This window comes from Streptomyces sp. NPDC020780, from assembly GCF_044334475.1.
In the GTDB taxonomy this organism is placed as follows: Bacteria; Actinomycetota; Actinomycetes; order Streptomycetales; family Streptomycetaceae; genus Streptomyces.
The window spans coordinates 195,473-222,277 of the sequence record NZ_JBIRTB010000002.1; the positions used below are offsets into that span (position 1 = coordinate 195,473).

17 protein-coding genes are annotated in these 26,805 nt (G+C 70.6%); 2 read left to right on the plus strand and 15 right to left on the minus strand.

What is annotated here, in order from left to right:
- The first annotated feature begins 101 nt into the window (after positions 1-101).
- Positions 102-1,478, plus strand: a complete 1,377-nt coding sequence (locus tag ACH4VO_RS04310) for a glycosyltransferase (protein WP_360992148.1) — start codon at positions 102-104, stop codon at positions 1,476-1,478.
- The gene (locus ACH4VO_RS04315; RefSeq protein WP_360992017.1) at positions 1,475-3,607 is read left to right on the plus strand and encodes a glycosyltransferase; all 2,133 of its coding nucleotides are present in this window, start codon (positions 1,475-1,477) and stop codon (positions 3,605-3,607) included. The genes ACH4VO_RS04310 and ACH4VO_RS04315 overlap by 4 nt, the downstream gene beginning before the upstream one ends.
- A 70-nt stretch (positions 3,608-3,677) precedes the next feature.
- Here ACH4VO_RS04315 and galE read toward each other — a convergent pair whose 3' ends face one another.
- The 15 genes from galE to ACH4VO_RS04390 form a co-directional block, all read right to left on the minus strand.
- On the minus strand, positions 3,678-4,652 hold the full coding sequence (galE, locus tag ACH4VO_RS04320; RefSeq protein ID WP_360992019.1) for a UDP-glucose 4-epimerase GalE: 975 nt from the start codon (positions 4,650-4,652) through the stop codon (positions 3,678-3,680).
- Between the two features lie 6 nt (positions 4,653-4,658).
- Positions 4,659-5,942, minus strand: coding sequence for a nucleotide sugar dehydrogenase (locus ACH4VO_RS04325; protein WP_360992022.1), 1,284 nt, complete (start codon positions 5,940-5,942; stop codon positions 4,659-4,661).
- Entirely contained in the window at positions 5,939-7,567 is a 1,629-nt protein-coding gene (locus ACH4VO_RS04330; protein ID WP_360992025.1) for a glycosyltransferase, read from the minus strand. Before ACH4VO_RS04330 ends, ACH4VO_RS04325 begins: the two co-directional genes overlap by 4 nt.
- Complete coding sequence (locus tag ACH4VO_RS04335) at positions 7,564-8,592, minus strand: Gfo/Idh/MocA family oxidoreductase (RefSeq protein WP_360992027.1); 1,029 nt, start codon at positions 8,590-8,592, stop codon at positions 7,564-7,566. Before ACH4VO_RS04335 ends, ACH4VO_RS04330 begins: the two co-directional genes overlap by 4 nt.
- The gene (locus ACH4VO_RS04340) at positions 8,589-9,707 is read right to left on the minus strand and encodes a DegT/DnrJ/EryC1/StrS family aminotransferase (protein WP_360992030.1); all 1,119 of its coding nucleotides are present in this window, start codon (positions 9,705-9,707) and stop codon (positions 8,589-8,591) included. The genes ACH4VO_RS04335 and ACH4VO_RS04340 overlap by 4 nt, the downstream gene beginning before the upstream one ends.
- A gap of 346 nt (positions 9,708-10,053) precedes the next feature.
- Positions 10,054-14,325: an Rne/Rng family ribonuclease gene (locus tag ACH4VO_RS04345; protein WP_360992032.1), complete on the minus strand. Its 4,272-nt coding sequence runs from the start codon at positions 14,323-14,325 to the stop codon at positions 10,054-10,056.
- A 228-nt stretch (positions 14,326-14,553) separates the two neighbouring features.
- Entirely contained in the window at positions 14,554-15,333 is a 780-nt protein-coding gene (locus tag ACH4VO_RS04350) for a TIGR03936 family radical SAM-associated protein (RefSeq protein ID WP_360992035.1), read from the minus strand.
- A 122-nt stretch (positions 15,334-15,455) separates the two neighbouring features.
- A complete protein-coding gene (locus ACH4VO_RS04355; protein WP_360992038.1) occupies positions 15,456-16,610 on the minus strand; it encodes a hypothetical protein in 1,155 nt (384 codons plus the stop codon).
- 88 nt (positions 16,611-16,698) lie between these two features.
- Positions 16,699-18,624: a TIGR03960 family B12-binding radical SAM protein gene (locus ACH4VO_RS04360; RefSeq protein WP_360992040.1), complete on the minus strand. Its 1,926-nt coding sequence runs from the start codon at positions 18,622-18,624 to the stop codon at positions 16,699-16,701.
- Between the two features lie 55 nt (positions 18,625-18,679).
- Complete coding sequence (locus ACH4VO_RS04365) at positions 18,680-20,212, minus strand: CYTH and CHAD domain-containing protein (RefSeq protein ID WP_360992043.1); 1,533 nt, start codon at positions 20,210-20,212, stop codon at positions 18,680-18,682.
- A 52-nt stretch (positions 20,213-20,264) separates the two neighbouring features.
- Positions 20,265-21,455: a rod shape-determining protein RodA gene (gene rodA / locus ACH4VO_RS04370; protein WP_360992046.1), complete on the minus strand. Its 1,191-nt coding sequence runs from the start codon at positions 21,453-21,455 to the stop codon at positions 20,265-20,267.
- Positions 21,455-23,632, minus strand: coding sequence for a penicillin-binding protein 2 (mrdA, locus tag ACH4VO_RS04375; protein ID WP_360992048.1), 2,178 nt, complete (start codon positions 23,630-23,632; stop codon positions 21,455-21,457). The genes rodA and mrdA overlap by 1 nt, the downstream gene beginning before the upstream one ends.
- Positions 23,633-23,776: 144 nt before the next feature.
- Positions 23,777-24,439: a rod shape-determining protein MreD gene (gene mreD / locus ACH4VO_RS04380; RefSeq protein WP_360992050.1), complete on the minus strand. Its 663-nt coding sequence runs from the start codon at positions 24,437-24,439 to the stop codon at positions 23,777-23,779.
- Positions 24,440-24,450: 11 nt separating this feature from the next.
- Positions 24,451-25,497, minus strand: coding sequence for a rod shape-determining protein MreC (gene mreC / locus ACH4VO_RS04385; RefSeq protein ID WP_360992052.1), 1,047 nt, complete (start codon positions 25,495-25,497; stop codon positions 24,451-24,453).
- Positions 25,498-25,593: 96 nt separating this feature from the next.
- Positions 25,594-26,613 carry a rod shape-determining protein gene (locus ACH4VO_RS04390; RefSeq protein WP_069172785.1) on the minus strand — a complete coding sequence of 340 codons (1,020 nt, stop codon included), beginning with the start codon at positions 26,611-26,613 and terminating at the stop codon, positions 25,594-25,596.
- Positions 26,614-26,805: the final 192 nt, after the last annotated feature.

Sequence of the window (26,805 nt, forward strand, 5' to 3'; positions counted from 1 at the left end):
GCCGCGAGCGGCGCTTATACGTAAATGTCACCGTGCTAGCGTCATCCGCTATGTCAGTGTCTCCCAGGTCAGGGCTGCCCGTGAAAGGCACACGGCCCCATGTGATCTACCTCGCCATCGGTTTCCCGCCGGCCGCCAAGAGCTGCGCCTACCGCATGCGCGAGACCGCGAACCAGTTCATCAAGGCGGGCTGGGACGTCACCGTCGTCACGATCGCCCAGGAATCCTGGGAACGGGACTCCGGCGTCGACCTCACCCTTCTCGAGCAGGTCGACTCCCGCGTCAACGTCGTCGAACTTCCCTTGGCGAGGGAGGACCTGGAGACGGACATCCGCCTCTACGACGAAGCGCGTGCCCTCCGGCCTGCCGACTGGGTCGCGAAGCTCCGCGTCCGGCAGACCACCACCTTCCCCGAGCCCAACTTCGGCGATTGGCGAGGCGCTCTCGAACAGGCCGTGGTGGACATCCATGAGGACCACCCTGCAGACCTCCTGCTGGCGAGCTGTGTCCCCTACGTCAACCTCGCCGCTGCATGGAAGCTGTGGGAGCACGCGCACGTCCCTTACGCGGTGGACTTCCGCGATGGCTGGTCCATCGACGTCATCGAGGGTGTGGAAGCTTTCTCCCGGGACTCCGAACTGGGCCGCTGGGAACAGAAGATCCTGGATCACGCGGTTTCCCTGTGGGTGGTCAACGACCCGATCGCCGAGCACTACCGCACGCGCTATCCGGCCTTCGCCGAACGAGTCCGTGTCGTGCGGAACGGCTACGACGCGGACAGCTCGCCGGGCCGGGTCCACTCGCCCGACCCGGACGCCGGTCTCGTCTTCGGCTATCTGGGCACGGTGAACTTCACGGCTCAGCACCTGGAAACAGTACTCAGCGCCTGGCAGTCGGCACGCGAGCAGGAACCCTTGCTTGCCGAGGCGCGCTTCGAGGTGCGCGGTCACATCGGCAACGGCTCGGGCCGCGAAGCCAATCGGCATGCGGAGATCCTGAAGCAGGCGGAGGAGCACGGTGTCCACTTCGGTGGTCCTGCGGCCAAGGCCGAGGTCGCTTCGATATACGCCCGCTGGGACGCCATGGTCCTCATTCTCATCGGCGGCCGTTACGTCACCTCGGGCAAGGTCTACGAGTACATGGCGACGGGGCTTCCCATCGTCTCCGCGCACGTGGTCGAACACGATGCGTCGAACGTCCTCAGAGGACACCCCTTGTGGACCGGCGCCGTCGGTCTCGACGAGGAGGCCCTGGCCCAATCCTTCATCAAGGCCGCGCACATGGCCGTCGAAACCAGCGACGCCCTGCACGCGGAGGCGATGGCGCACGCGGATCAGTTCACCCGCGAGGCCCTGATGGCTGTCGCAGTGAACGAGTTGATCGATCAGCTCACCGCGGACCTGGCGCCTGGCAACAGAGAAGTGGACGCGCCTGTCCTCGCCGAGAAGTCGACCGTCGCAGGAGGGCCCGCATCGTGACCGAGGTTCTGTTCGTGGCCAGCAAAAGACCTCAGCTGGGCCTCCTCACTGACTCCGTGGCCAAGTTCCGGGAGCGTGGCGCCAAGGTCTACCTGGCGGGCACCTTCCACGTGCTGCCGGTCTCCGAAGACCTCTCCCAGACAGATCTGGAAGGCGTGCACCAACTGCCGCGCAACCTCTCCAAGAGGAGTGACGCACTGCGGCGTAAGGCGGCCGCCTCCCCCGCAGGCATGCGGGTGTGGCTGCAGGCTCAGCGCGACCGGTGGCTTCGCCGCCGCGCCATGAACGCCCAGATCATCGTCGCACTGGACCCCGGCGCCGTCTACACGGTGTGGCGTCTTTCGCAGTACGCCCCGGCGGCAGAGGCACACTTCGGTGTCGCCGCCGCCCTGACAGCCCTCGACAAGGTCAGGCAGCAGGGGACGACCACGCGCCAGGCCGCTCTCCCGCCGCTCGGCGCCGTGGCCAAGGACGTGCGCCGCACGATCGACGGTCTACCGGCCGCCATGATGCGTACGGCGACAGCACGCCCCGTCATGCGCTCGGCTCTGGGGGCCCGGCTCTGGCGTTCCGCCGTGACCGTTCCGGGTATGCCCGTCAAGGCGCGTGTGGCGGCTTCCCAATATGTGGCCGAAGGCATGCAATGGGCCGGCCGTACCAGCGGTGCGGCCATCGCGCTCACGGAGGCGGCCTCCAGGATCTCCGACCTCGCGGTCCGGGCGGAGCTTCTCGACAAGGGCGTCATGACGGAGATCTCCCGAGGCATCAGTCCTCGTGATCTCGGCAAGGCCGTCGACGCCCATCTGGCCCGAGCCGACGAACAGCAGGCCGAGGGCAATTACGAGGTCGCCTCCGAAGCCCTGAACCGCGCACTGTTCCTCGGCTTTCACCGGGTGCTCCATATAGACCAGTTGAGCTCCCCGCTCGCTGAGGACGCGCAGAAGTACATGGAGCGCTTCCACCGTTCCACCGCGTTCCAGGCCCTCGCGCGCGCCCATGGCCGAAGGAAGCCGCCGGCAGCCCCGCCGGCCGACCGCCCCCTGCGCCTGCTCGTCACCACGAGTGCCAACGCGAACTTCCTCCAGCACATCCTGGCCCTGTACGCGGACCACCCCCGGGTCGAGCTCCGTTACCTGGACCTCGCGGCCCAGAAGTCGCTCAAGCGCATCTCCTGGGCTGCGCGTCTCATGCTGGAGGACCGGCTGGCCGATGGCGCGTCCACCTACCAGGCGGACGTCGAGCGGCTGATGCGCCCGCACCTCGACTGGGCGGACACCGTGTTCCTCGACTGGTCGGTCGGCCCAGCGGCCATGCTGACCACCATCGACCCCGGAGATACGAGGATCGTGGTGCGCCTGCACAGCTACGAAGCGTTCACCCGGTGGCCGCACATGACGGACTTCTCACGCATCGACGATCTGATCTTCGTGGCACCTCATGTCAGGGATCTCGTCACCTCGTTGGTGCCACAGCTCCGTGGGGACACCGCGCCACGCATGCATGTCCTCGACAACGCGATGGAGCTGTCAGGCTTCGTCCGCCCGAAGACCGCGGACGCCCGTTTCAACCTCGGGCTGGTCGGCGTCAGCCAGGTCGCCAAGGACCCGCTCTGGGCCGTGGACGTGCTCAAGCGAGTGCGGAAGCAGGACGAGCGTTACCGGTTGCTGCTCGTGGGCGGTGACATGGATCGCAAGACCAGCAAGGCAACCGCCGAATACCGGACCGCGCTGGAGCGGGAGCTCGATCCACTCGTCGAATCCGGAGCGGTGGTACGGCTGGGCCCCACCGATGACGTGCCTGCCGCGCTCACGGATATCGGTGTGATCCTGAGCTCCTCCGTGCGCGAGGGTTGTCACGTGGGTCTGATGGAAGGTGCGGCGAGCGCCGCTTTGCCGGTGGCCCGTGACTGGCCCTTCTACGCCGGACGGGACAACAGCGCACGGACCCTGTACCCGGAAGGCTGGGTCGTCGGGTCACCCGAGGAGGCCGCCCGTCGCATCCTGGACGTCACCTCCAGCGAGGAGGCCTGGCTCGAAGCCGGCAAGCTGGCTTCCGAGTACGCCGTCTCCGCCTGGGATTGGAGCGTCGTCCAGAAGCAGTTCGACCGGCTGTTCCTCGGCGAGAGCTGAACCGTAAGAGACAACGGATGAGGGTCTGCCCCCCGCGGGGGGGCAGACCCTCATCCGTCGTACGGGCGTGTCAGGCCGACGTGGGGTGGCGCAGGCACCACCCCGCCCACGCCGAGGCGACCATCGATCGGATGTCGTGGCGGGATGTCCAGCCCAACTCCTGCCGGATCCGGTCGGCCGACGCCACGACGCGGGCGGCATCGCCCGCCCGACGCCCTTCGACGACGGGTGGTAGGTCTCGAAGCCCGGTGACGTCCTGAATGACAGCCACCATCTCGGATACCGAAACGCCCTGCCCACGGCCAATGTTCAGGATGAGGGAGGTCGAGAGGTCGTCGGTGAGCCGCTGTGCCGCCGCCACATGGGCGGTCGCCACGTCCTCCACATGGATGTAGTCCCGGATGCACGTGCCGTCCGGGGTCTCGTAGTCGTCACCGAAGACACGTGGTGGCTCGTTCCCGGTCAGCCGTTCGAACACCATCGGCACCAAGTTGAAGACACCGTCGTCGCCCAACTCGGCAGAGGCCGCACCCGCCACGTTGAAGTAGCGCAACGAGGCGGTGGCCATGCCGTGCGCCCTGCCGACCGCGGAGACCATCCACTCTCCGGCCAGTTTGGTTTCACCATACGGGCTGAGAGGCAGGCATGGAGTCTCCTCCGTGACGAGGTCGACATCGGGCATGCCATAGACCGCCGCCGACGAGGAGAAGAGAAAGCGTCCGACACCTGCGGCGACCGCGGCGTCGAGAAGGCTACGCAGCCCGTCGACGTTCTCGCGGTAGTAGTACAGGGGGCGCTCGACGGACTCACCGACCTGCTTTTTCCCTGCGAGGTGCACGATGCCCGTAACGGCGTGCTCGGCCAGCACCCGGTCGAGCAGTTCCCGGTCCAGGACCGAACCCACGACCAGAGGAGTGTCCTGAGGCAGCCGCTCGGCGCGGCCCGTGCTGAGGTCGTCGAGGACGACGACGGGCTCCCGCCGCACCATCTCCTGCACCACATGCGATCCGATGTAACCGGCTCCGCCGGTGATCAGCCAGGTCATCGGCGATCAGCCACCGATGACGACGCGGCGGACGCCTGCCCACTTGGCCGGGTCCGTCGTGCGCCGGCCGTCGACCAGCACGCGGACGTCCGGCAGGTCGGCTGCGGCCAGTTCGCGGTACTCGGCGTGGTCGGCCTGGAGGATCGCGGCCGTGACGGCCTGACCCTCGTGCGGCACGAGACCGTGCGCGGTCAGCTCGTCGGACGTGTACATCGGGTCCGATACGAACGGCACCGCGCCGCGGGCCTTCAAGGCCTCGACGACACCGAAGACCCCGGAGAACGCGGTCTCCTTGACGCCCCCGCGGTAGGCGGCGCCGAGCACCAGGACGCCCGCACCGTCGAGGTCGCCGTAGGCGGCGGCCAGCAGGTCGACGGCGTAGGCGGGCATCGCGGCGTTGGCCTCGCGGGCCGAGCGCACGACGGTGGCCTCCGGGTCGTTCCACAGGTACATCCGCGGGTAGATGGGGATGCAGTGGCCGCCCACGGCGATGCCGGGCTGGTGGATGTGGCTGTAGGGCTGGCTGTTGCAGGCCTCGATGACCTTCTTGACGTCGATGTCGTTCTGGTCGGCGAACCGGGCGAACTGGTTGGCCAGACCGATGTTGACGTCGCGGTAGGTGGTCTCGGCGAGCTTGGCCAGCTCGGAGGCCTCCGCCGTGCCGAGGTCCCAGACACCGTTCGGACGCGGCAGGTCCCCGCGCTCGTCGAAGTCGAGCACCTCCTCGTAGAACTCCACACCGCGCTGCGTGGACGCCTCGTCGATGCCCCCCACGAGCTTGGGGTAGCGGCGCAGGTCGGCGAAGACGCGCCCGGTCAGCACACGCTCCGGGGAGAAGACGAGGTGGAAGTCACGGCCCGGCGTGAGGCCGGATCCCTCGGCGAGCATCGGCGCCCAGCGGGTGCGGGTGGTGCCGACGGGCAGGGTCGTCTCATAGCTGACGAGGGTGCCCGGCTTGAGGCCCGCGGCGATGGCCCTCGTCGCCGAGTCCATCCAGCCGAAGTCCGGGGTGCCCTCGGCATCCACGAAGAGCGGTACGACGACCACGACGGCGTCGGACGCGGCGACCGCGGCCGTGGTGTCGGTCGTCGCGGACAGCAGACCGGCGCTCACGGTCTCCTTGAGCTTCACGTCGAGGTCGTACTCGCCGGGGAACGGCTCGGTGGCCGCGTTGACCAGCTCCACGACCTTCGCATTGACGTCCGCGCCGATGACCTTGTGGCCCTTGGCGGCGAACTGCACGGCGAGCGGCAGGCCGATCTTGCCGAGCGCGACTACACAGATGTTCATCGGACTACTTTCCTCTTCAGCCTGGACAGCTTCCGCCGCAGGCGCCTGAACACGCCGGTCCTGGTCTCCCAGAGCGGCGCCGTCGTGATGACGAGACGGCCCTTGGGGTTCACGTTCGCCGCGACACGGTACGGGACGTGCCGGCCCCAGCGCCGGGCGAGGGGCATGGGCATTTCGTCGGCCCGCACCGGGATCTCGTAGGTCGAGCCGGAGACGTCGACGTAGATCCGTACGCCTCGCTTGGCCTCGACCGGCCGGATCGGAATGCGTGCGGTGAGTCTGGTCCCCGTGCCGTCCGCGGTGGTCTCACGGACGAAGTCGCCCTCGGCCTCCGGCCGGGCGGTGCCACTGGGCAGTCTGCGAGCCCCGGCCTTGTCCGCGGACGCGGGCATCGCGCCTTGGGCGAGCGCCGCCACCGCGGAGGAGGTGTCACCGATGACGCCGATGCGAACGGTGAGCAGAAGTGCGAGGTCGGCGCCCTCCTGCTCCCACTCGACCGACTCGAGCCGCGTGTTCTTGGCCAGCCTGCCTGCCACGCCTTCACCCAGGACCTCGTAGAAGTGGTCGGGCAGCCCGACGGTCTCGGACCTGAAGCCCGGGTAGACCGCGAAGGCCCGTCCTTCCTCCAGGAGGAAAGGCGGTGCACCCCGCTCCGCGTCGCTCGCGAGGGCCTCGGAGAGTGCGTCGACCGCCCCACGCCAGGCCAGCCCGAAGCGCACCCGCCGTACGACGCCCGTGAGGTCGCGCAGCTCGTCGGTGTAGTAGGCGTCCAGAAGCACCGCTACCCCGTTGCACACCTGACGCTTGGTTTCCGCGTCGAGGCCAGTGAAATCCTTCTGGAGAAGCTTGGAGAGCTCCCATTCGAAGTGGCGCTTGAAAACGGCGTCACGCTTCGGACCGGCTTCGATCAGAGCTGCCGTGCGCTCCATGATCTTCGCGACGCACCGCAGTCGGGCCACATGATCGGCTCGGTAGGTGATATTGCTCGCGTCACCGCGCTTCACGGCGTAGTAGCACGTGTAGTCACCGACGACGGAGATCTTCCGGGCCCGGAAGCACGCCTCGATGGTGAAGGGCTGGTCACTACCGACCGGCATGTCCTCCGGGAAGCGCAGCGCGTGCTTTTCGACGAGGTCGCGCCGGAACAGTTTGGTGTTGGCCAACGTGTACGGCAGCGCCGAATCATAGAGACTGATATCGGGGTTGTCGTCCGTATAGAGTTTCTGGTGCACGTAACGGCCGTTGGTTCCGACCATCTTCCCCACGACGACGTCGGATCCGCGTTCATCGGCGCACGTCACCATGCGTTCCAACGCCTCGTCGCCGAGATAATCGTCGGAGCCGATGAAGTACACGTAACGGCCCGTGGCCAATTCCAGGGCGCGATTACTGGGCGCGGCAGGACCGCCGGAATTCTCCTGGTGCAGCACGGTGAAGGTACCGGGGTACTTCTCCGCGAAGCGATCGAGTTCCGCCCCGCTGTCGTCGGTCGAGCCGTCGTCGACGGCGACGACCTGCAATCGTTCGAGCCCGATGCTCTGCCCGACGAGTGACTGCAGGCACTCGGTCAGGTACGGCATCGTGTTGTAGACGGCGACGACGACCGTCACATCCGGTGTGGTCAACTCTCCCGCCCCTGGCCGGCTTGACGTTCGTTGGACAGATGCATGGTCGTGCCGCTCACCGCGGACTCCAGTACTGCTGCCGCCACCTCGACCGTCTGAAGCCCCTGCCGCAGCGTACATATGTCGGCCGCCTCGCCCAGCACGGCGTCCCTGAAGAGCTCGTGCTCGACCAGCAGCGGCTCTCGCTTCGGGATCGCGTAGCGGATCATGTCGCCCTCGGAGACACCGCGGAAAGCGCGCAGCGCCTCCCACTCGGTCGTCACCGCCGCGTTGGAGTGGAAGGTGAGGTCGGCGGTGAGGGTGTCGGCGATGTAGCAGCCGCGCTCACCGGTGACCGAGGTGAAGCGCTCCTTGAGCGGGCTCAGCCAGTTGACCAGGTGATTGACCATGGTGCCGTCGGAGAGCTGCCCCACTGCGGAGACCATGTCCTCGTGAGGACGACCGGACTTGGAGACGGTGTGGGCCGCTATCGAGGTGTACGTCTGGCCGGTCACCCAGCCCGTCAGGTCGATGTCGTGCGTGGCCAGGTCCTTGACCACGCCGACGTCCGCGATGCGGTGGGGGAAAGGCCCCTGACGGCGGGTGACGACCTGGAAGACGTCACCGAGCTCGCCGGCCTCCAGGCGGCTGCGCAGGGAGCGCAGCGCCGGGTTGCAGCGCTCGATGTGGCCCACTCCGGCCACGAGGCCGCGCGACTCGAACGCCGCGACGAGGCGGCGCGCGCCCTCGACGGTGTCGGCCAGCGGCTTCTCGATCAGGGCGCAGACGCCGGCGTCGGCCAGCTGGAGGCCGACCTCTTCGTGCAGGGCGGTGGGGCAGGCCACCACCGCGTAGTCGACGCCGAGCGCGATGAGGTCCTCGACCGTCGACAGGACGGGGGCGCCCTGCGCCCAGCCGTTCTTGTCGCCCATCGGGTCGACGACGCCGACCAGTTGCACACCGTCGAGGCCCGCGAGCACGCGAGCGTGGTGGCGCCCCATGGAGCCGAGTCCGACGAGGCCGGCCCTCAGTACGGCGGTGGTCACAGGCTCTCTCCCAGTGCGTTCACTGCGTTGGCGATGCGCTCGAGGTCACCTTCGCCGAGCGACGGATGGACGGGGAGCGAGACGACCTCTGCGGCGGCCCGCTCGGTCTCGGGCAGGTCCCAGGTCCGCCCGGCCTTCTGGTCCGGCTCCCAGTACGGCTTGAGCCGGTGGATCGGGGTCGGGTAGTAGACGGCGTTGCCGATGCCCGCCTCGGTGAGCTTGGCCATCGCGGCCTCGCGGTCGCCCTGCACCCGGATCGTGTACTGGTGATAGACGTGGCGGGCGCCCTCGGCGACCGGCGGTGTCGTGATGTTCGGGGCGGTGATGTGGGCATCGAGGTACGCGGCGTTGGCGCGGCGCTGCTCGGTCCAGCCGCCGACCTTGCCGAGCTGCACACGGCCGACGGCGGCGGCCACATCCGTCATCCGCATGTTGGCGCCGACGATCTCGTTGGCGTAGCGCGCCTCCATGCCCTGGTTACGCAGGAGGCGCAGGGTACGGGCGAGTTCGGCGTCCGCCGTGGTGACTATGCCGCCCTCGAGGGAGTGCATGTTCTTGGTCGGGTAGAAGCTGAACGTTCCTCCGGCGCCGAAGGCGCCGACCGGTGTGCCGTTCAGGGCCGCGGCGTGGGCCTGGCAGGCGTCCTCGACCACGGCGAGCTTGTGCTTCTCGGCGATGGGCATGAGCTTGTCCATCGCCGCGGGGTGACCGTAGAGGTGCACCGGCATGATCGCTGCGGTACGCGGCGTTATCGCGGCCTCGACGGCGGCCGGGTCCAGGCCGAAGCTGCCGGGCTCGATGTCGGCGAACACCACGTCGGCGCCGACCAGTCGGACGGCGTTGGCGGAGGCCGCGAAGGAGAAGGACGGGACGATCACCTCGTCGCCCGGGCCGATCCCGAGGGCAAGCAGGAGCATGTGCAGCGCGGACGTCCCGGAGTTGACGGCGACGCAGTGACGGCCGTCGACCAGCTCGGAGAAACCCTCCTCGAACGCCGCGACCTCAGGGCCCTGCACGACGCGGCCGCTGCGCAGCACACGTACCGCGGCCTCGATCTCTTCTTCACCGATGACCGGCCGGGCAGCAGGGATGGGCTGCTCGTTGATGCTCGTCATGGACGTCCTCCTTGAACACCGCAAGAGCTCTTCACAGGCAGAGGTCCGGGATGCGGGACGCCTTCCGAGGCCGCGCATACCCTACCGGCGCATGGCCGACGCCCTACCGAGGAATCTGGGCCCGGTCGGTTCTCAAACCGGGTTGGTCACCGACCGTCATCCCGTTCAGGGAGACTCACAGCCAGCGATCGTCGTCAGATTATCAGGGATCTCTCAGGCGATTTCAGGCTCGTTAACCCGCGCGTGCATCAGTATTGAAACAAATCCGTGTCCCGCCCTCGTGCTGGGCGAGAGCGGGACACGGATGGTCGGACGACCGATTACGGTGCGTCCGCGCGGTCGGACGTCAGGACTCGTCGGTCCCTGCCGGAGCGGTCACGGAAGGCGACGGCTGCTCGGCGGCGACGGACTTCTTCGTCGCCTTCTTCGCGGTCGTCTTCTTCGCCGTCGTCTTCTTGGCCGCCGTGGTCTTCTTGGCCGCCGTCTTCTTCGCCGCCGCCTTCTTGGCCGGAGCCGTCTTGGCGGCCTTGCGGGTGGCCGTCTTCCTGGCCGGCGGAGCCGTCTCCCCCTCCTCGGACGGGGCCTCTTCCGCGGCCGGTGCCTCGGCGGACGCGTCGGCGGCCGGTGCCTCGGGAGCCGGTGCCTCGGCGGCGGGGGCTCCCGTCACCACGACGATCTCGGCCTCCTCGGCGCCGGAGGGCGAGCCGGCAGGAGCGGTCACCTTGCGGGTCGCGCGACGCCGGGCACGCGGAGCCTTGGCCTCGGGCGCCTCAGGGACCTCGGGCACCTCAGGCGTCCCGGGGGTCTCAGCGGCTCCGGAAGCCTCGGCGGCCGGGGCGGGGGCCTCGACGACCGGGTCCTCCACGGCGACCGGCTCGGCCGACGGCTCGGCCGGCTGCACCGGCTCCGCCGTACCGGCCGGCTTCGGCGAGCCCGCCGGAGCGGTCGCCTTCCTGGTCGCCCTGCGGCGGGTACGGCCCTGCGGCGCGGCCTCGGCGGCCACCGGGGCCTCAGCCACCGGCTCGGCGGCCGGCGCCGCGGCCGGCTCCTCGACGACGGGCGTCTCCTGCGCGGCCCGTGTCTCCTCGGCCACGGCCGGGGCCGGGACCTTCGGGGCACCGGCGGGCGCCGACACCTTGCGGGTGGCGCGGCGACGGCCACGACCGCGCGAGGCGGCGGCCTCCGCCTCGGCCGGGCTGCTGTACAGCTCCTCGTCCGCGACGAACTCCGGCTCGGGCAGCGCCACCGGGGCGGCGACCTCCGCGGCCAGCTCGGCCTCGCTCTCGGCCTCGTGGCCGGCCGTCTCCTCGGCGAGCTCGGCGTGCTCGTGCTGCTCGTGGTCGTGCTCGTGCCCCGCGCCGCCACGTCCGCGCTTCTTGGAGCGCTTGCCTCCGCCGCCACCACCGGTGGACGTCGGCTGCTCCATGTGGACGATCACTCCGCGGCCGTTGCAGTGGACGCAGGTCTCGGAGAAGGATTCCAGCAGACCCTGGCCCACCCGCTTGCGGGTCATCTGCACCAGACCCAGCGAGGTGACCTCGGCGACCTGGTGCTTCGTACGGTCCCGGCCCAGGCACTCCAGCAGACGCCGCAGCACCAGGTCCCGGTTGGACTCCAGCACCATGTCGATGAAGTCGACGACGACGATCCCGCCGAGGTCGCGCAGCCGCAGCTGGCGCACGATCTCCTCGGCCGCCTCCAGGTTGTTCTTGGTGACGGTCTCCTCGAGGTTCCCGCCCTGCCCGGTGAACTTGCCGGTGTTGACGTCGACGACGACCATCGCCTCGGTCTTGTCGATCACGAGCGAGCCGCCGCTCGGCAGGTAGACCTTGCGGTCCAGCGCCTTCATCAGCTGCTCGTCGATCCGGTACGTCGCGAAGACGTCGACCTCGGACGTCCAGCGCGACAGCCGGTCCGTGAGGTCCGGTGCCACGTGCGAGACGTAGCCGTGGATCGTCTCCCAGGCGTCGTCACCGCTGACGATCACCTTCGAGAAGTCCTCGTTGAAGATGTCCCGGACGACCCTGACGGTCATGTCCGGCTCGCCGTAGAGGAGCGTCGGCGCGTTGGAACCGGTGGTGTTCCTGGACTTCTTCTGGATCTCTTCCCACTGGCCCTGCAGCCGCTCGACGTCACGGCGCAGCTCGTCCTCGCTCGCTCCCTCGGCGGCGGTGCGCACGATGACGCCCGCGTCCTCGGGAACGATCTTCTTGAGGATGCTCTTGAGCCGGGCGCGCTCGGTGTCGGGCAGCTTGCGGCTGATGCCGGTCATGGAGCCCTCGGGCACGTAGACCAGGTAGCGGCCGGGCAGCGAGACCTGGCTGGTAAGGCGGGCGCCCTTGTGGCCGATCGGGTCCTTCGTCACCTGGACGAGGACGGACTGGCCGGACTTCAGCGCGGTCTCGATGCGGCGCGGCCCGTGGGCCATGCCGAGCGCCTCGAAGTTGACCTCGCCGGCGTAGAGCACGGCGTTGCGGCCCTTGCCGATGTCGACGAAGGCGGCCTCCATGGACGGCAGTACGTTCTGCACCTTGCCCAGGTAGACGTTGCCGACGTAGCTGGTGGCCTGCTCCTTGTTGACGTAGTGCTCGACGAGCACGTTGTCCTCGAGGACACCGATCTGGGTGCGCTCACCGCTCTGACGGACGACCATGACGCGCTCGACGGCCTCGCGGCGCGCCAGGAACTCCGCCTCGGTGATGATCGGGACGCGGCGGCGTCCCTGCTCGCGGCCTTCACGGCGGCGCTGCTTCTTGGCCTCCATACGGGTCGAGCCCTTGATGGACTGGACCTCGTCGAAGCCGGTGCCGGGCTCGCGCTCGACTTCCTTGCGGCGCGGCTCGCGGACCTTGACGACCGTACGCTCCGGGTCGTCGGCGCCCGTGGCGGTCTCCTCGCCCGAGGCGTCCCCGCTGCGACGGCGACGGCGGCGACGGCGACGGCTGCTGCTGGACCCGGAGGAGTCGTCGTCCTCGTCCTCGTCGTCCCGGGCCTGCGGCTCCTCCTCGGAGCGGTCGGTGGAGGCGTCCTCGTGCTGCTCGGCCTCGTCCGCGTCGTTGGCCTCACCGCGGCGACGGCGACGGCCGCCCCGGCGGCGGCGGCGCGAGGGGCGGTCGCCGTACTCGTCCTGCTCGTCGCCCTCGTGGTCGGCGTCCGCGTCGGTCTCGGCCTCGTGCTCGTCCTCGGCGGGCTGCTCGGCGGGGAGCGTGACCGGCGTCGCCGCCGGCTCGGTCTCCACGGCCTCGCCACGACGGCGGCGGCGACGGCGCGATCCGCCCTGCGGCGCCTCTTCGGCGGCCTCGGCGGGTGCGGCGCTCTCGGCGGCGGGCTCGGCGGCCTGCGTACCGCCGGTCCTGCGGGACACCCGCTCCGGAGCCTTGGGCTCCTCGTGGATGTCGCTCTCCTGCTGCGGCGCGGCGGCGGCTGCCGCGGCGGCCGTCTCGGGGGTCTGGAACATCGGCTCGGCGAAGACCGGAGCCTGGAAGACGGCGACGGCGGGGCGCGTGGCACGCCGGCTCCTGCGAGCCGGTTCCTCGGCCTTGGCGGTGAACTCCGGGCGGCCCGCGGCGGCGGTGGCCCGGCGGCGCTGCCGGCCGCGCGGCGCGGCCTCCTCGACCTCTTCGGTCTCGGCGGCCAGCTCCTCGGCGACGGCCTCGGGGAGGCTCTCGCCGGTCTCGGCGGCCTGCTCGGCGGCTTCCTCCTCGTCGGACTGCGGCGCGCCGGCCGGGGCGGACGCCCTGCGGGTGGCGCGACGACGGCCGCGCGGAGCGGCGGGGGCCTCGGGGGCTTCGGAGACCTCGGGGGTCTCTGCGGCCTCAGGGGTCTCCGCAGCCTCGACGGCGGGTGCCTCGGCGGGCTCGGCAGCGGCCTCGGCGGTCCGGGCCCCCTGCGGGGCACCGGCCGGGGCCGACGCACGGCGCCGGGTACGGCCACGCGGTGCGGCGGGCTCGACGACGGGTCCCTCGGCTGGGGCGGGCTCTTCGGCCTTCGCCGGCTCGGCCTGGGGGAGCTCCACCGTCTCGGTGCCGGCGGCCTGCGGGGCGCCCGCCGGAGCGGTCGCCTTGCGCGTGGCGCGACGACGACGGGGTGCTTCGGCGGGGGCCTCGGCGGTCTCTTCGACGCCGGGAGTCGCGGCGGGGATCTCCGCGGCTGCCGGGGCGGCCGGCTCGGCCACGATCTCGGCGGCCTGCGGCGCACCCGCCGGAGCGGTCGCCTTACGGACCGCGCGGCGGCGGCCACGTACCGGCGGCGCGGGTTCGGCGGTCTCGGCCTCGACGGCCGGCTCCTCCACGGGCGCGGCTTCGACGGGCGCGGCTTCGGCCACGATCTCAGCGGCCTGCGGCGCGCCCGCCGGAGCGGTCGCCTTGCGGACCGCGCGGCGGCGGGTACGTGCCGGAGGCGCCGACTCCTCGGCCTCGGCGTTCTGCGCCGGGGCCGGCGTGGTCTCGGAGGTGTCCTCGGCCGTCACGGCGGCGGAGACGCTCTCGGCACCGGCCGCGCCGGGCGGGCCGGCGGGCCGGGAGGCCGCACGGCGCCTGCGGCGCGGCGGCAGCTTGTCCCCGGGAGCGTTGCTGTTCTCGGTGTTTCCGGTGGTTCCGGGTTCGATCGGCTCGGGCATGCGGGTGGTTCTCCCGTCACGCTCCCGGGCGCCGCGTCTGATTCCGGTCCGGCCGGTCCGCCTGATGTGCGCAGGACCGCCGTCCGGGGCGCGGGCGCCGCACGGGAGCTGATGTCTGGCTCGCCGGTTCCGTACGTACTCAGCACGGCCTGGCGAAAGTCTTATGGGGCGGTGCACGGCCCGACCCAGGTGGCTCCCGGGTCCGAGGGCTGTGCTACAACGACCGCCTTACGCGGAACCTGCACCTTCCGGCGCCGCCGCGGCGGCTGCCGGGTCGGCCGTGGAAACGGCCGGGGCTGCCTCGCGGTCGGGCGCGAGCGGGTCGGTCACCGTGCCGGACTCCTCGTCGAAGAGCCCCTGCGCCAGCCTGGTCACCGCTGCGGGGACCGGCGGCGCCAGGTCGGCCACAGCTCGGAGACCGGACAGGACGTCGTCGGGTCGCACGGCAGGTGTCACGTGCCGCACTACCAGGCGCAGTATCGCACAGGGCCTGTCCCCGGGCCTATCGGCCTGTGGATCAAGGGCCTGCAGGTCGGCCACGGCCGCTCGGGCGTCGAAGCTCCGCACGCCGTTCTTCGCCCGGCGCTGGACCTCGACGGTCCCGGCCGCCAGGAAGGCGGCCACGGCCTTCTCCGCGTCCTGCACCGCGACCCCGTCCAGCCGCATCTCCCATACGGAGGCGGTCAGACGGTCGGCGAGGCCGGAGGTACGGGCCTCCACCGCGTCGACGATGTCGAGGCCCGCGGGCATCGACGCGTCGAGCAGTTCGCGCAGGACCTCGGGGTCACGCGCCTCGGTGAGGGCGATCTCCAGGAACTCGGCCTCACTGCCCGTACCGGTGGGGGCGGCGTTGGCGTACGACACCTTCGGGTGCGGGGTGAAGCCCGCCGAGTAGGCCATGGGCACCTGGGAGCGGCGCAGCGCCCGCTCGAAGGCACGCTGGAAGTCTCGGTGACTGGTGAACCGGAGGCGGCCCCGCTTGGTGTAGCGCAGTCGGATGCGCTGCACCGCCGGTGCGGGCGGCGGGCCTTCGGGCTGTCGCTTGCCCAGTGGTTCTTCTCCTCGGTGCGGGGCGGACGCGGTGGCGTACCGCCCACGAAGTACGGGGTGCCCCGGGGTGCCGCTCCGGCTCACCCCCGCTCGCCGGCTGAGCCGGTGTGCGGAGAGATCTCGGGCGCGGGCGCCGCGCTGGGGACAGTCGTTGTCCTACCCAGGGTACGCGCAGCGGACCCCTCGAGTTCCCGCACCTTCCTGACCTGCGGCGTCCCCGCCAAAGCGTGCCAAACGTCCCGGCGTGCCGCGCGCAGGGTCTCCCGGGCCGCGCGCAGGGCGCTGCGGGCCGCACGTCCCGCTTCCAGGCCGGCGCGCCGGACGGGCGCCCAGACCGCGTCGCGCACCAGGTGCCCCACGGGAGTGCACACCGCGCGGTAGACCCACGTGACCGGCGCGCCGACCAGGTGCCACGCGAGCCACGCCAGTCCCCGGCCGACCGCCCGGGAGACGAAGCCCGCGATCCGCCACGCGACGCCCACGGCCGCGGCGGTCTCCCGGCCGACCGGGACGAGGATCCGGCGGTACACCCAGGAGACGGGCACGACGAGCAGCGTCACGACCAGCCACCTGACGACGGCCCCCAGCCCCCGCCCGGTGGCGGCGAGCCCACGCCCCAGCACGCGGAGCGTCTGCACGAAGGCCTGGCCGAGGGGCGTCAGGAGATGCCGGTGCACCCACAGGGCCGGCCTCACGAGCCCGTGCACGGCCAGCCATGCGCCCACCCTCCCGAGCGGCTTCAGGACGTAGCGCCACACCCCGGCCACGGGCCACACCAGGACCACGGTCACCAGGGCCGCGACCGCTGCGGCGACGGCCCGCCCCGCCGGGACGAGCAGCGTGCGGTACACCCACCGCAGCCCGTGCCCGGCGGGGGTGAGCACGGTGGCGTGGAGCCACACCAGCGGGACGACGATCCCGTACCGGACGCCCGGCACGACCACGTAGTGCCACAGTGCGGTCCAGGGCCGGACGAGGACGGCGACGGCCAGCCACGCGAGCGCCCTTCCGGCGGGGGTGAGCACGGTGGCGTACAGCCACTCCAGGCCGCGCCCCAGCGGGCGCAGCAGCGTCCGGTCGAGGGCCCGCGCCCCGGCCGCGGCCAGGTCCCACACCATCCGCACGGGCAGCACGAGAACCAGCACCACGATGCGCACGGGAATCCTGACGAGCGTGGTGAGGCAGCCCTCCCCGCCCTCGTACGGCACGGGTGTCCGGTCCTTCTCGTCGTCCATGTCCTCCAGGACGCGAAGGCCCCGACCGGGGTTTCCCGGTCGGGGCCTTCGTCACCGGGCTGTCACCCCGGCGGTGTCACGTCATGCGCTACTTCACGACGGTGAGCGGCAGGAGCTTCTTGCCGGTCGGGCCGATCTGGATGTCGAGGTCGAGCTGGGGGCACACACCACAGTCGAAGCACGGGGTCCAGCGGCAGTCCTCGACCTCGGTCTCGTCGAGCGAGTCCTGCCAGTCCTCCCAGAGCCAGTCCTTGTCGAGGCCGGAGTCCAGGTGGTCCCAGGGCAGGACCTCCTCGTACGTCCGCTCGCGGGTGGTGTACCAGTCGACGTCCACGCCGAAGGCGGGCAGCGTCTCCCCGGCGCTCCGCATCCACAGGTCGTAGCTGAAGTGCTCGCGCCAGCCGTCGAAACGGCCGCCGGACTCGTAGACCGCGCGGATGACGGAGCCGACGCGGCGGTCGCCGCGGGAGAGCAGGCCTTCGACGATGCCGGGCTTGCCGTCGTGGTAGCGGAAGCCGATGGACCGGCCGTACTTCTTGTCGTCGCGGATCTTGTCCCGCAGCTTCTTCAGCCGGGCGTCGGTGTCCTCGGCGCTGAGCTGCGGCGCCCACTGGAAGGGGGTGTGCGGCTTGGGCACGAAGCCGCCGATGGAGACGGTGCAGCGGATGTCGTTCTGGCCGGACACCTCGCGGCCCTTGGCGATCACGTTGACCGCCATGTCGCCGATCTGGAGGACGTCCTCGTCGGTCTCCGTGGGCAGGCCGCACATGAAGTACAGCTTCACCTGGCGCCAGCCGTTGCCGTACGCGGTGGCGACCGTGCGGATCAGGTCCTCCTCCGAGACCATCTTGTTGATGACCTTGCGCATGCGCTCGGAGCCGCCTTCGGGGGCGAAGGTGAGCCCGGACCTGCGGCCGTTGCGGGTCAGCTCGTTGGCCAGGTCGACGTTGAACGCGTCGACGCGGGTCGAGGGCAGGGAGAGGCCGATCTTGTCCTCGGTGTACCGGTCGGCGAGGCCCTTGGCGATGTCCCCGATCTCGCTGTGGTCGGCCGAGGAGAGCGAGAGGAGGCCGACCTCCTCGAAGCCGGTGGCCTTGAGGCCCTTGTCGACCATCTCGCCGATGCCGGTGATGCTTCGCTCCCGGACGGGGCGCGTGATCATGCCGGCCTGGCAGAAACGGCAGCCGCGGGTGCAGCCGCGGAAGATCTCCACGGACATCCGCTCGTGGACGGTCTCGGCGAGCGGGACGAGGGGCTGCTTGGGGTAGGGCCACTCGTCGAGGTCCATGACGGTGTGCTTGGACACCCGCCACGGCACCCCGGACCTGTTGGGCACGACACGGCCGATGCGGCCGTCGGGGAGGTACTCGACGTCGTAGAAGCCCGGGACGTACACGCCTCCGGTCTTCGCGAGACGGAACAGGACCTCTTCGCGGCCGCCGGGCCTGCCCTCGGCCTTCCAGGCCCGGATGATGTCGGTGATCTCCAGGACGGCCTGCTCGCCGTCGCCGATGACCGCGCAGTCGATGAAGTCCGCGATCGGCTCGGGGTTGAAGGCGGCGTGCCCGCCCGCCAGCACGATCGGGTGATCGACGGTGCGGTCCTTGGACTCCAGCGGGATACCCGCCAGGTCCAGCGCCGTGAGCATGTTGGTGTAGCCGAGCTCGGTGGAGAAGCTGAGCCCGAAGACGTCGAAGGCGCCGACGGGACGGTGGCTGTCCACGGTGAACTGGGGCACGCGGTGCTCGCGCATCAGCTCCTCGAGGTCCGGCCAGACGCTGTACGTGCGCTCGGCGAGGACGCCTTCGCGCTCGTTGAGCACCTCGTACAGGATCATGACGCCCTGGTTAGGGAGCCCGACCTCGTACGCGTCCGGGTACATGAGGGCCCATCGGACGTCGCATTCGTCCCACGGCTTGACGGTGGAGTTCAGCTCACCGCCGACGTACTGGATGGGCTTCTGCACATGCGGGAGCAGAGCTTCGAGCTGTGGGAAGACCGACTCGGCAGACATCTGGGACCTTCGTGAGCTGGGCTGGCAGGGGTGACCATCCAGCGTACCCCGGCGCTCAGCCCGTCAACGCCGACCGCAGCCGTGGCCGCGACGCCCGGGCCCACACCTCCGGCAGTTCGCGCTCCCGGCCCGCGGCCGCCGCCTCCTCCTCCCCGTACAGAAGACCCCAGGTGAAGGCGGTCTCCCCCGCCGCGTGCGCCTGGACGGCCAGGGCGCGCAGGGTGGCGCGGGCGACGACGCTGTCCTGGTGGTCGCCGAGCACGGACTGCACGGCCTTCATCCGCTTGGCGAACTTCTTGGCGGGCTTGCCGAGGGCGGGCCGGGCGGCCTCCGCCGCGTAGCGGGCGCGCTTGGCGGCCTTGCGGGCCTCGTGCGTCGCCACGTCGCGGTCGTGGCCGGGCGGCTGCTCGAAGGCGCGGGCAACCCGGGCTGCCAGCCGGTCGTACTCCTTCAGGACGGCCCGCGGCAGCACCTCGCCCGGGGCCCGGCCGGCGGCCGGGCGCAGCGGCGGGTCGGCGAGGAGTGCGTCGAGGGTCTCCAGGAGGGCCAGGTAGCGCTCGCCGTCCAGCGCGGCGAGGACGCGCTCGCGGGATTCGATGCCGTGGGCGGTGGACCAGATGTCCAGCCGGGCGGTGGCCGGTCCCAGCAGCAGGGTCTGCGGGACGCGGCCGAGGTCGGCGCGCAGGCGCGCTTCGAGTACCTCGTGGTCACGTCCGGCGCCGAGCTCGGTGGCGAGCCACTTCAGCTCGTCGCCGACGGGATCGGTGACGGTCCGGTCCAGGACGGCACGGTACGTCTTGAGGGCGCTGCGCAGCCGTCGGGTGGCGACCCGCATCCGGTGCACGGAGTCGGGCAGGTCGCGCCGGACCGCCGGGTCGAGGGTGACGATCGCCTCGGCCTGGCGGCGTACGTAGGCGAGGACGTGGTCCCCCGCGGTGACGGGGGCGGGGCGCTCCGGCCCCTCGGTGGGGGCGGGGCGGGATCCCGGTGCCGTCTCCCCGAGGGCCCTGGCCAGCTTGGAGGCGGAGGCCGCGGGCCGCACGCCCGCCTTGCGCAGCCGCTTCTCGACGGCGTCCAGGAGGGCGGGGTCCCCGTCGTCGGCGAGTTCGACCTCGATCTCGGTCCAGGTAACCGTGGGCCCGCCGCCCTCCGTCAGCCGTTCGGCGCAGACCTCGTCGACGCTGAGTTCGGCCAGCAGGCCTCCCTCGGCACCGGTGAGGTGGTGGACGTCGCGGGTGGTGAGGAGCCGGACCACGGGAACGACCTCCGCGCCGCGGGTCCGGGAGCGGAGCAGCGCGGCGAGATCCGGCGGGAGGGTGTCGGCCGCGGGGGCCTGGATCTCGTCGCGGACTCCGGGGGCGACGGGGAACTTGAGGTGCCAGCCGGCGTCGCTCCCCCCGGTCCTGCGCCGCAGGGTGAGGGAGGCCGCGGCCAGGCGGAAGTCGGGGGTGTCGTAGTAGACGGCGTCGAGTTCGCTCACTCCGCGGTGGACGACGGCCGCGACCCCGGCCGCCTTCCTCAGGTCGGGCAGCCGGGTGTCGGCCGTGGCTTCGTACTTCCGCTCGATCTCGCGCTTGGAGTCCGCCATATACCGAATCTATCCGCGACCGGGGCGGATATGCAGGCTGGTCCGTACCCGTTCAGGCCGTTATCGGCCGTTGCACCCGGATCGACTGGAGCAGTCCGATGGCCACCCATACGGCGAACATCGACGACCCGCCGTACGAGACGAAGGGCAGCGGGAGTCCGGCCACCGGCATGATGCCGAGCGTCATCCCGATGTTCTCGAAGGACTGGAAGGCGAACCACGCGATGATCCCGGCGGCGACGACGGTGCCGTACAGCTCGGTGGTCTCGCGGGCGATGCGGCAGGCGCGCCACAGCACGACGCCGAGCAGGACGATGATCAGTCCGGCGCCGAGGAAGCCGAGCTCCTCGCCGGCGACCGTGAAGACGAAGTCGGTCTGCTGCTCGGGGACGAACTGGCCGGTGGTCTGCGAGCCGTTGAACAGACCGGTACCGGTGAGTCCGCCGGACCCGATCGCGATGCGGGCCTGGTTGGTGTTGTAGCCGACGCCCGCCGGGTCCAGCGCCGGGTTGGCGAAGGCGGCGAAGCGGGCGATCTGGTACTCGTCGAGCAGACCGAGCTGCCAGACCGCGACGGCTCCGGTGGCACCCGCGCCGAGGAGCCCGAAGACCCAGCGGTTGGACGCGCCGGAGGCGAGGAGGACGCCGAGCACGATGACGGCCATGACCATGACGGAGCCGAGGTCGGGCATCAGCATGACGACCGCCATGGGGACGATCGCCACGCCGAGTGCCTTGGCGACCGTGCGGTGGTCGGGGTGCAGCTGGTCGCCCGCGTCGACGCGGGAGGCGAGCAGCATCGCCATCCCCAGGATGATCGTGATCTTGGTGAACTCGGAGGGCTGCAGCGAGAAGCCGCCGCCGATGATGATCCAGGCGTGGGCGCCGTTGACGGTGGCGCCCAGCGGGGTGAGGACGGCGAGGACCAGCAGGACGGAGATCCCGTAGAGGACGGGTACGGCGCCCCGCAGGGTGCGGTGGCCGAGCCAGACGGTGCCGATCATCAGCGCCAGGCCGATGCCGGTGTTGAGGACGTGCCGGAACAGGAAGTAGTAGGGGTCGCCGTGGGTGAGCGAGTCACGGCCGCGGGTCGCCGACCAGACCAGCAGCGACCCGATCACGGAGAGCGCGACGGCCGAGCCGAGCAGCGGCCAGTCCAGCCGCCGCACGACGGAGTCGCGGGCGGTGAGCCTGGCCCAGGAGGAACGCTCGGGGGCGTAGCGGGAGACGGAGAAGCCTGCCATCAGTCGCGCCTCCCCGGGGCCGCGGCGAGCGCCCCCGCGAGTGCCTGCGTCCCGTCGTCCGCGGGCGGCTCGGGTGTGTAGGGCTTGATCTTCGGTGCGTCGATCGAGCCGTCCGGCTGGATCTTCGGCAGGGCCTTCTGGGGCTTGGGGAGGAGGGCCTTCCTGAGGTCCTGCTTCCCGGTGGCGTCGAGTCCGTAGAGCGCGTTGTAGATGTTGCGCACGGCAGGTCCGGACGCCCCGGAGCCCGTACCACCCTGGGAGATCGTCATGACGATCGAGTATTCCTTGGTGTACGTGGCGAACCAGGAGGTCGTCTGCTTGCCGTAGACCTCGGCCGTACCCGTCTTGGCGTGCATCGGGATCTTGTCCTGGGGCCATCCGCCGAATCGCCAGGCGGCGCTGCCCCGGGTCGCGACTCCCGCGAGGGCTTCGTCTATTTTGTCGCGGGTGTCTCCGGTGAAGGGCAGCCTGCCGTGCGACCGGGGCTTGATCTCCTGGACGGTCCGGCCGTCGCCGCTGATAACGGCCTTGCCCACGGTGGGGTCGTACAGCGTGCCGCCGTTGGAGATCCCGGCGTAGATGGTCGCCATCTGGATCGGGGTGACGAGGGTGTCCCCCTGGCCGATCGAGTAGTTGACGGAGTCACCGGCACGCATCTTGTTGCCCTCGACGCAGCCCTCGTACGCGATCTTCTCGACGTACGTGCCGTTCTTCTTGCCCTGCTTGCACCAGGCGGCCTTGTTGGCGTCGTAGAAGTCCTGCTTCCACCGGCGGTCGGGGACGCGGCCGGCGACCTCGTTGGGGAGGTCGATGCCGGTCTCCTTGCCGAGGCCGAACTGGTGGGCGGTCTTGTAGAACCAGTCCTTGGGGTTCTTCTTGGGCTTGTTGCCGCCGTCCTTCAGCCACTCCTTGTGCGCCAGCCCGTAGTAGACGGTGTCGCAGGAGACCTCGAGGGCGCGGCCGATGGTGATGCTGCCGTAGCCCTGCGACTCGAAGTTCTTGAAGGTCTGGCCGCCGACGTTGTACGAGCTGGGGCACGGGTAGTTGCCGTCGAAGTCGTATCCGGCGTTGACCGCGGCGGTGGAGGAGATGACCTTGAAGACGGAGCCGGGGGCGGCGGTGCCCTGGATGGCGCGGTTCAGCAGTGGGAAGTTGGACTTCTTGCCGGTGAGTTTGGCGTAGTCCTTGGCGGAGATGCCGCCGATCCAGGCGTTGGGGTCGTAGGTCGGCAGGGACGCCATCGAGACGATGCGGCCGGTCTTGGCCTCCATGACGACGACGGCGCCCGAGTCGGCCTTGTAGAACTCGTTGGTGTTGCGGTCCATCTCCTTGCGGGCCGTCTCCATGGCCTTGTTGAGCTCGTACTCGGCGACCGCCTGGACCCGGGCGTCGATGGAGGTGACGATGCTGGCGCCGGGCTCGGCCTCGTCGTTCTGCGCCTCGCCGATGACGCGGCCGAGGTTGTCGACCTCGTAGCGGGTGACGCCGGCCTTGCCCCGCAGCTCCTTGTCGTACGTGCGCTCCAGGCCGGAGCGGCCGACCTGGTCGGAGCGGAGGTAGGGCGAATCGGTGTCCTGGGCCTTGGTGACCTCTTCGTCGGTGACCGGCGAGAGGTAACCGAGGACCTGCGCGGTGTTCGCCTTGCCGGGTGCGGCGTAGCGGCGTACGGCGGTGGGCTCGGCGGTGATGCCGGGGAAGTCCTCGGCACGCTCGCGGATCGTGAGGGCCTGCTGGGTGGTGGCCTCGTCCGTGACCGGGATCGGCTGGTAGGGCGAGCCGTTCCAGCAGGGCTGCGGGGTCTTGGCGTCGCAGAGGCGGACCTTGTCCCGGACCTCCTTGGGGGTCATGCCCAGGACGCCGGCGAGCCGGGCGAGGACGGCGGCACCGTCGTCCTTCATCTTCATCAGCTCGGTGCGGCTGGCGGAGACCACGAGGCGGGTCTCGTTGTCGGCGAGGGGCACCCCGCGCGCGTCGAGGATGGCGCCGCGCACGGCGGGCTGCACGACCTGCTGGACGTGGTTGTTCTTGGCTTCGTCCGTGTACTCCTGGCCGTTGCGGATCTGGAGGTACCAGAGCCGGCCGCCGAGTGTCAGGAGCAGGGAGAAGACGAGGACCTGGATGACGACGAGCCGGATGCGGACCCGCGGGGTCCGGCCGGTCTCCGGGATGTTGCTCACGGGGCGCCCCCGGTGGTGGTGGGTCGGCCGGGGGTGCGGGGGTCGCCCCCGGAGGAACACAGCCTCACGGGGCGCCCCCGGTGGTGGTGGGTCGGCCGGGGGTGCGGATGGGGCCTCGGGTGGCCGGCCGGTGCTGACGCGGCGTCACAGTCGCTTGACCCCCTTGATCCGTCCTGCGCGTGCGGCACGGCCGCGGGCCGCCCTCAGGCGCATCCCGCTCCGCTGGCTGCCGATCCGCAGCCCGGTGCCGGAGGCCAGCCAGCCCGCGGCGACGTCCCCGCCGGTGGAGCTCTCGGCGACCGGGTCGTTCTCGGTGCGTCTGGCCAGCGCCATGATCAGTGGAACGGTGAACGGCGCGAGGAGCAGGTCGTACACCACGGCGGTGAACAGCAGGCTGCCCAGGCCCACGTGGCGGGCGGCCGTGTCGCCGACGAGGGCGCCGACGCCCGCGTAGAGCAGCGTCGATCCGACGGCCGCGACGACGACGAAGGCCATCGGGGCGAACGCCGACTTGATCTGGCCGTTCTCGGGCCGGGTCATTCCGGCGACGTAACCGATGACGCAGAGCACGAGGGCGTAGCGCCCGGCGGCGTGGTCGGCGGGCGGGGCCAGGTCGGCGAGGAGTCCCGCGGCGAAGCCGATGAGGGAGCCGCTCACGGGCCCGTACACGAACGCGAGTCCGAGGACGACGAGGAGCAGCAGATCGGGCGTGGCGCCGGGGAGCTGGAGGCGGGCGAGTACGGATACCTGGACGACGAGGGCGACGACGACCAGGGTGACGGAGAGCAGTGTCCGGTTGAAGGGCATGGGGATCAGCGCTACCTCTGCTCGTTTGCCGCGTCACCGGCGTCTGTACCGGCGTCCGGGGAGGCGCTGCCGCCGGCCTCCGTGCCGGGCTTGTCGTTGATGGTGCCGACGACTTTGCCGTCGGCGTCCACGAGGTCCCCGTTCGGCTGGGCGGTGACGGTGACGGTCGGGGTGGGCTTGGGCTTCTCCGGCTTCCTGGGCTGCTGCGGCAGGACCATGTCGCGCGGGTCCTCGCGGGGCGCCTGGACGACGACGCCCACGATGTCGAGCTTGGTGAAGCCCACGAACGGGCGTACGTAGACGGTCCGGGTGAGGCCGCCCCCGGACGGGTCCACGCGAACGACCTCGCCGACCGGCACGCCGGGCACGAAGGGCTTGTCCTTGCTGGAGCCGAAGGTGACGAGCCGGTCGCCCTTGCCCACCTTGGCCTTGCCGTTGAGGAACTGGACCGACAGCGGCCGCGATCCCTGCCCGGTGGCGAACCCGAGCTCGTCGGTCTTCTCCAGCCGGGTGCCGACGGTGAAGTCGGGGTCGTTGGCCAGCAGGACGGTCGCCGTGTCCGGGCCGACCGTGGTGATGCGGCCGACCAGGCCCTCACCGTTCAGTACGGTCATGTCGCGCTTGAGGCCGTCGTGGGCACCTGCGTCGATGGTGATCGTCCAGGAGAACCCCTGGGCCGCTCCTATGGCGATGACCTCGGCGGCCTTGATGCCGTACTGGCCGGCCCCCGCGCTCTTCAGCATGGTGTCGAGCTGGCGGATCTTGCTGCCGGTCCGGTCGTCGCTGCCGAGCTTCGTCTTGAGCGTCGCGTTCTCGTGCTCCAGTGCCGCGATCCGGTCGTGCCGGTCACCGGAGTCCCGTACGGCGCCGATGGCGTTGCCCACCGGGTCCACCACCGCCGCGACACCGTTCTCGACCGGTCCGAAGACCGTGGCGGCGGCCTGCCGGGCCCCGTCCACCGGTGACTCCTCGCCCCCGCGGATGTCGACCGTGACCAGGGCGAATGCGATGGCGATCAGCAGCACCAGGAGCAGCCGGCTCTCTCGTGTGTCCCTCACGTGCGGCGGCCGTGCCTTCCTCGTCGGAATGTTCGTGCCTGTATATCAACGTTCCGCCGCACGGGACGGCAGTGCCCGTACGGCGGAACGCCGGTCCTACCGTCGGGGCTGGGCGTCCAGCACCTGCTGGAGCGCCTCGAACTCCTCGACGCACTTCCCGGATCCGAGCGCCACCGAGTCCAGCGGGTCCTCGGCGATGTGGATCGGCATGCCCGTCTCGTGGCGCAGGCGCTCGTCGAGTCCGCGCAGCAGCGCGCCGCCCCCGGTGAGGACGATGCCGCGGTCCATCACGTCACCCGAGAGCTCCGGCGGGCACTTGTCGAGCGTCGTCTTCACGGCGTCGACGATCGCGTTGACCGGCTCCTCGATCGCCTTGCGGACCTCGGCCGCCGAGATGACCACGGTCTTGGGCAGCCCGGAGACCAGGTCGCGTCCGCGGATCTCGGTGTGCTCGTCCTTGTCCAGGTCGTAGGCCGAGCCGATGGTGATCTTGATCTGCTCGGCGGTGCGCTCACCGAGGAGGAGCGAGTACTCCTTCTTGATGTGCTGGATGATCGCGTTGTCCAGCTCGTCACCGGCGACCCGGATCGACTGCGCGGTGACGATGCCGCCGAGCGAGATCACGGCGACCTCGGTGGTGCCGCCACCGATGTCGACGACCATGTTGCCCGTGGCCTCGTGGACCGGGAGCCCGGAACCGATGGCCGCGGCCATGGGCTCCTCGATGATGTGCACCTGACGCGCGCCTGCCTGCGTCGACGCCTCGATGACGGCGCGTCGCTCGACCCCTGTGATGCCGGAGGGCACGCAGACGACGACCCGCGGGCGGGCCAGGTAGCGGCGCTTGTGGATCTTGAGGATGAAGTAGCGGAGCATGCGCTCCGTGATCTCGAAGTCGGCGATGACGCCGTCCTTCAGCGGCCGCACGGCAACGATGTTGCCCGGCGTGCGGCCGATCATCTTCTTGGCCTCGGAGCCGACCGCCAGAATTCCGCCGGTGTTGGTGTTGATGGCCACGACGGACGGCTCGTTCAGGACGATGCCGCGCCCCCTGACGTACACCAGCGTGTTGGCAGTCCCGAGGTCGATAGCCATGTCACGGCCGATGAACGACATTGAGTTCCCCTTGTTCCCCATGAGGATGCGTCGGGCCTTCCCAGGAAGCGAAGAATGGCTTGTTCCAGGTAGGCGAGGTTGGCGCTGCGGGCGTGGAAGCTTCCATCGTAGTGCCGTATGCACGGACACAGCGCGAGGGTCCTTCGCCTGTGCGGGTGGAACGGCTGCCCGTCCCACCCATGGTGACGTTAC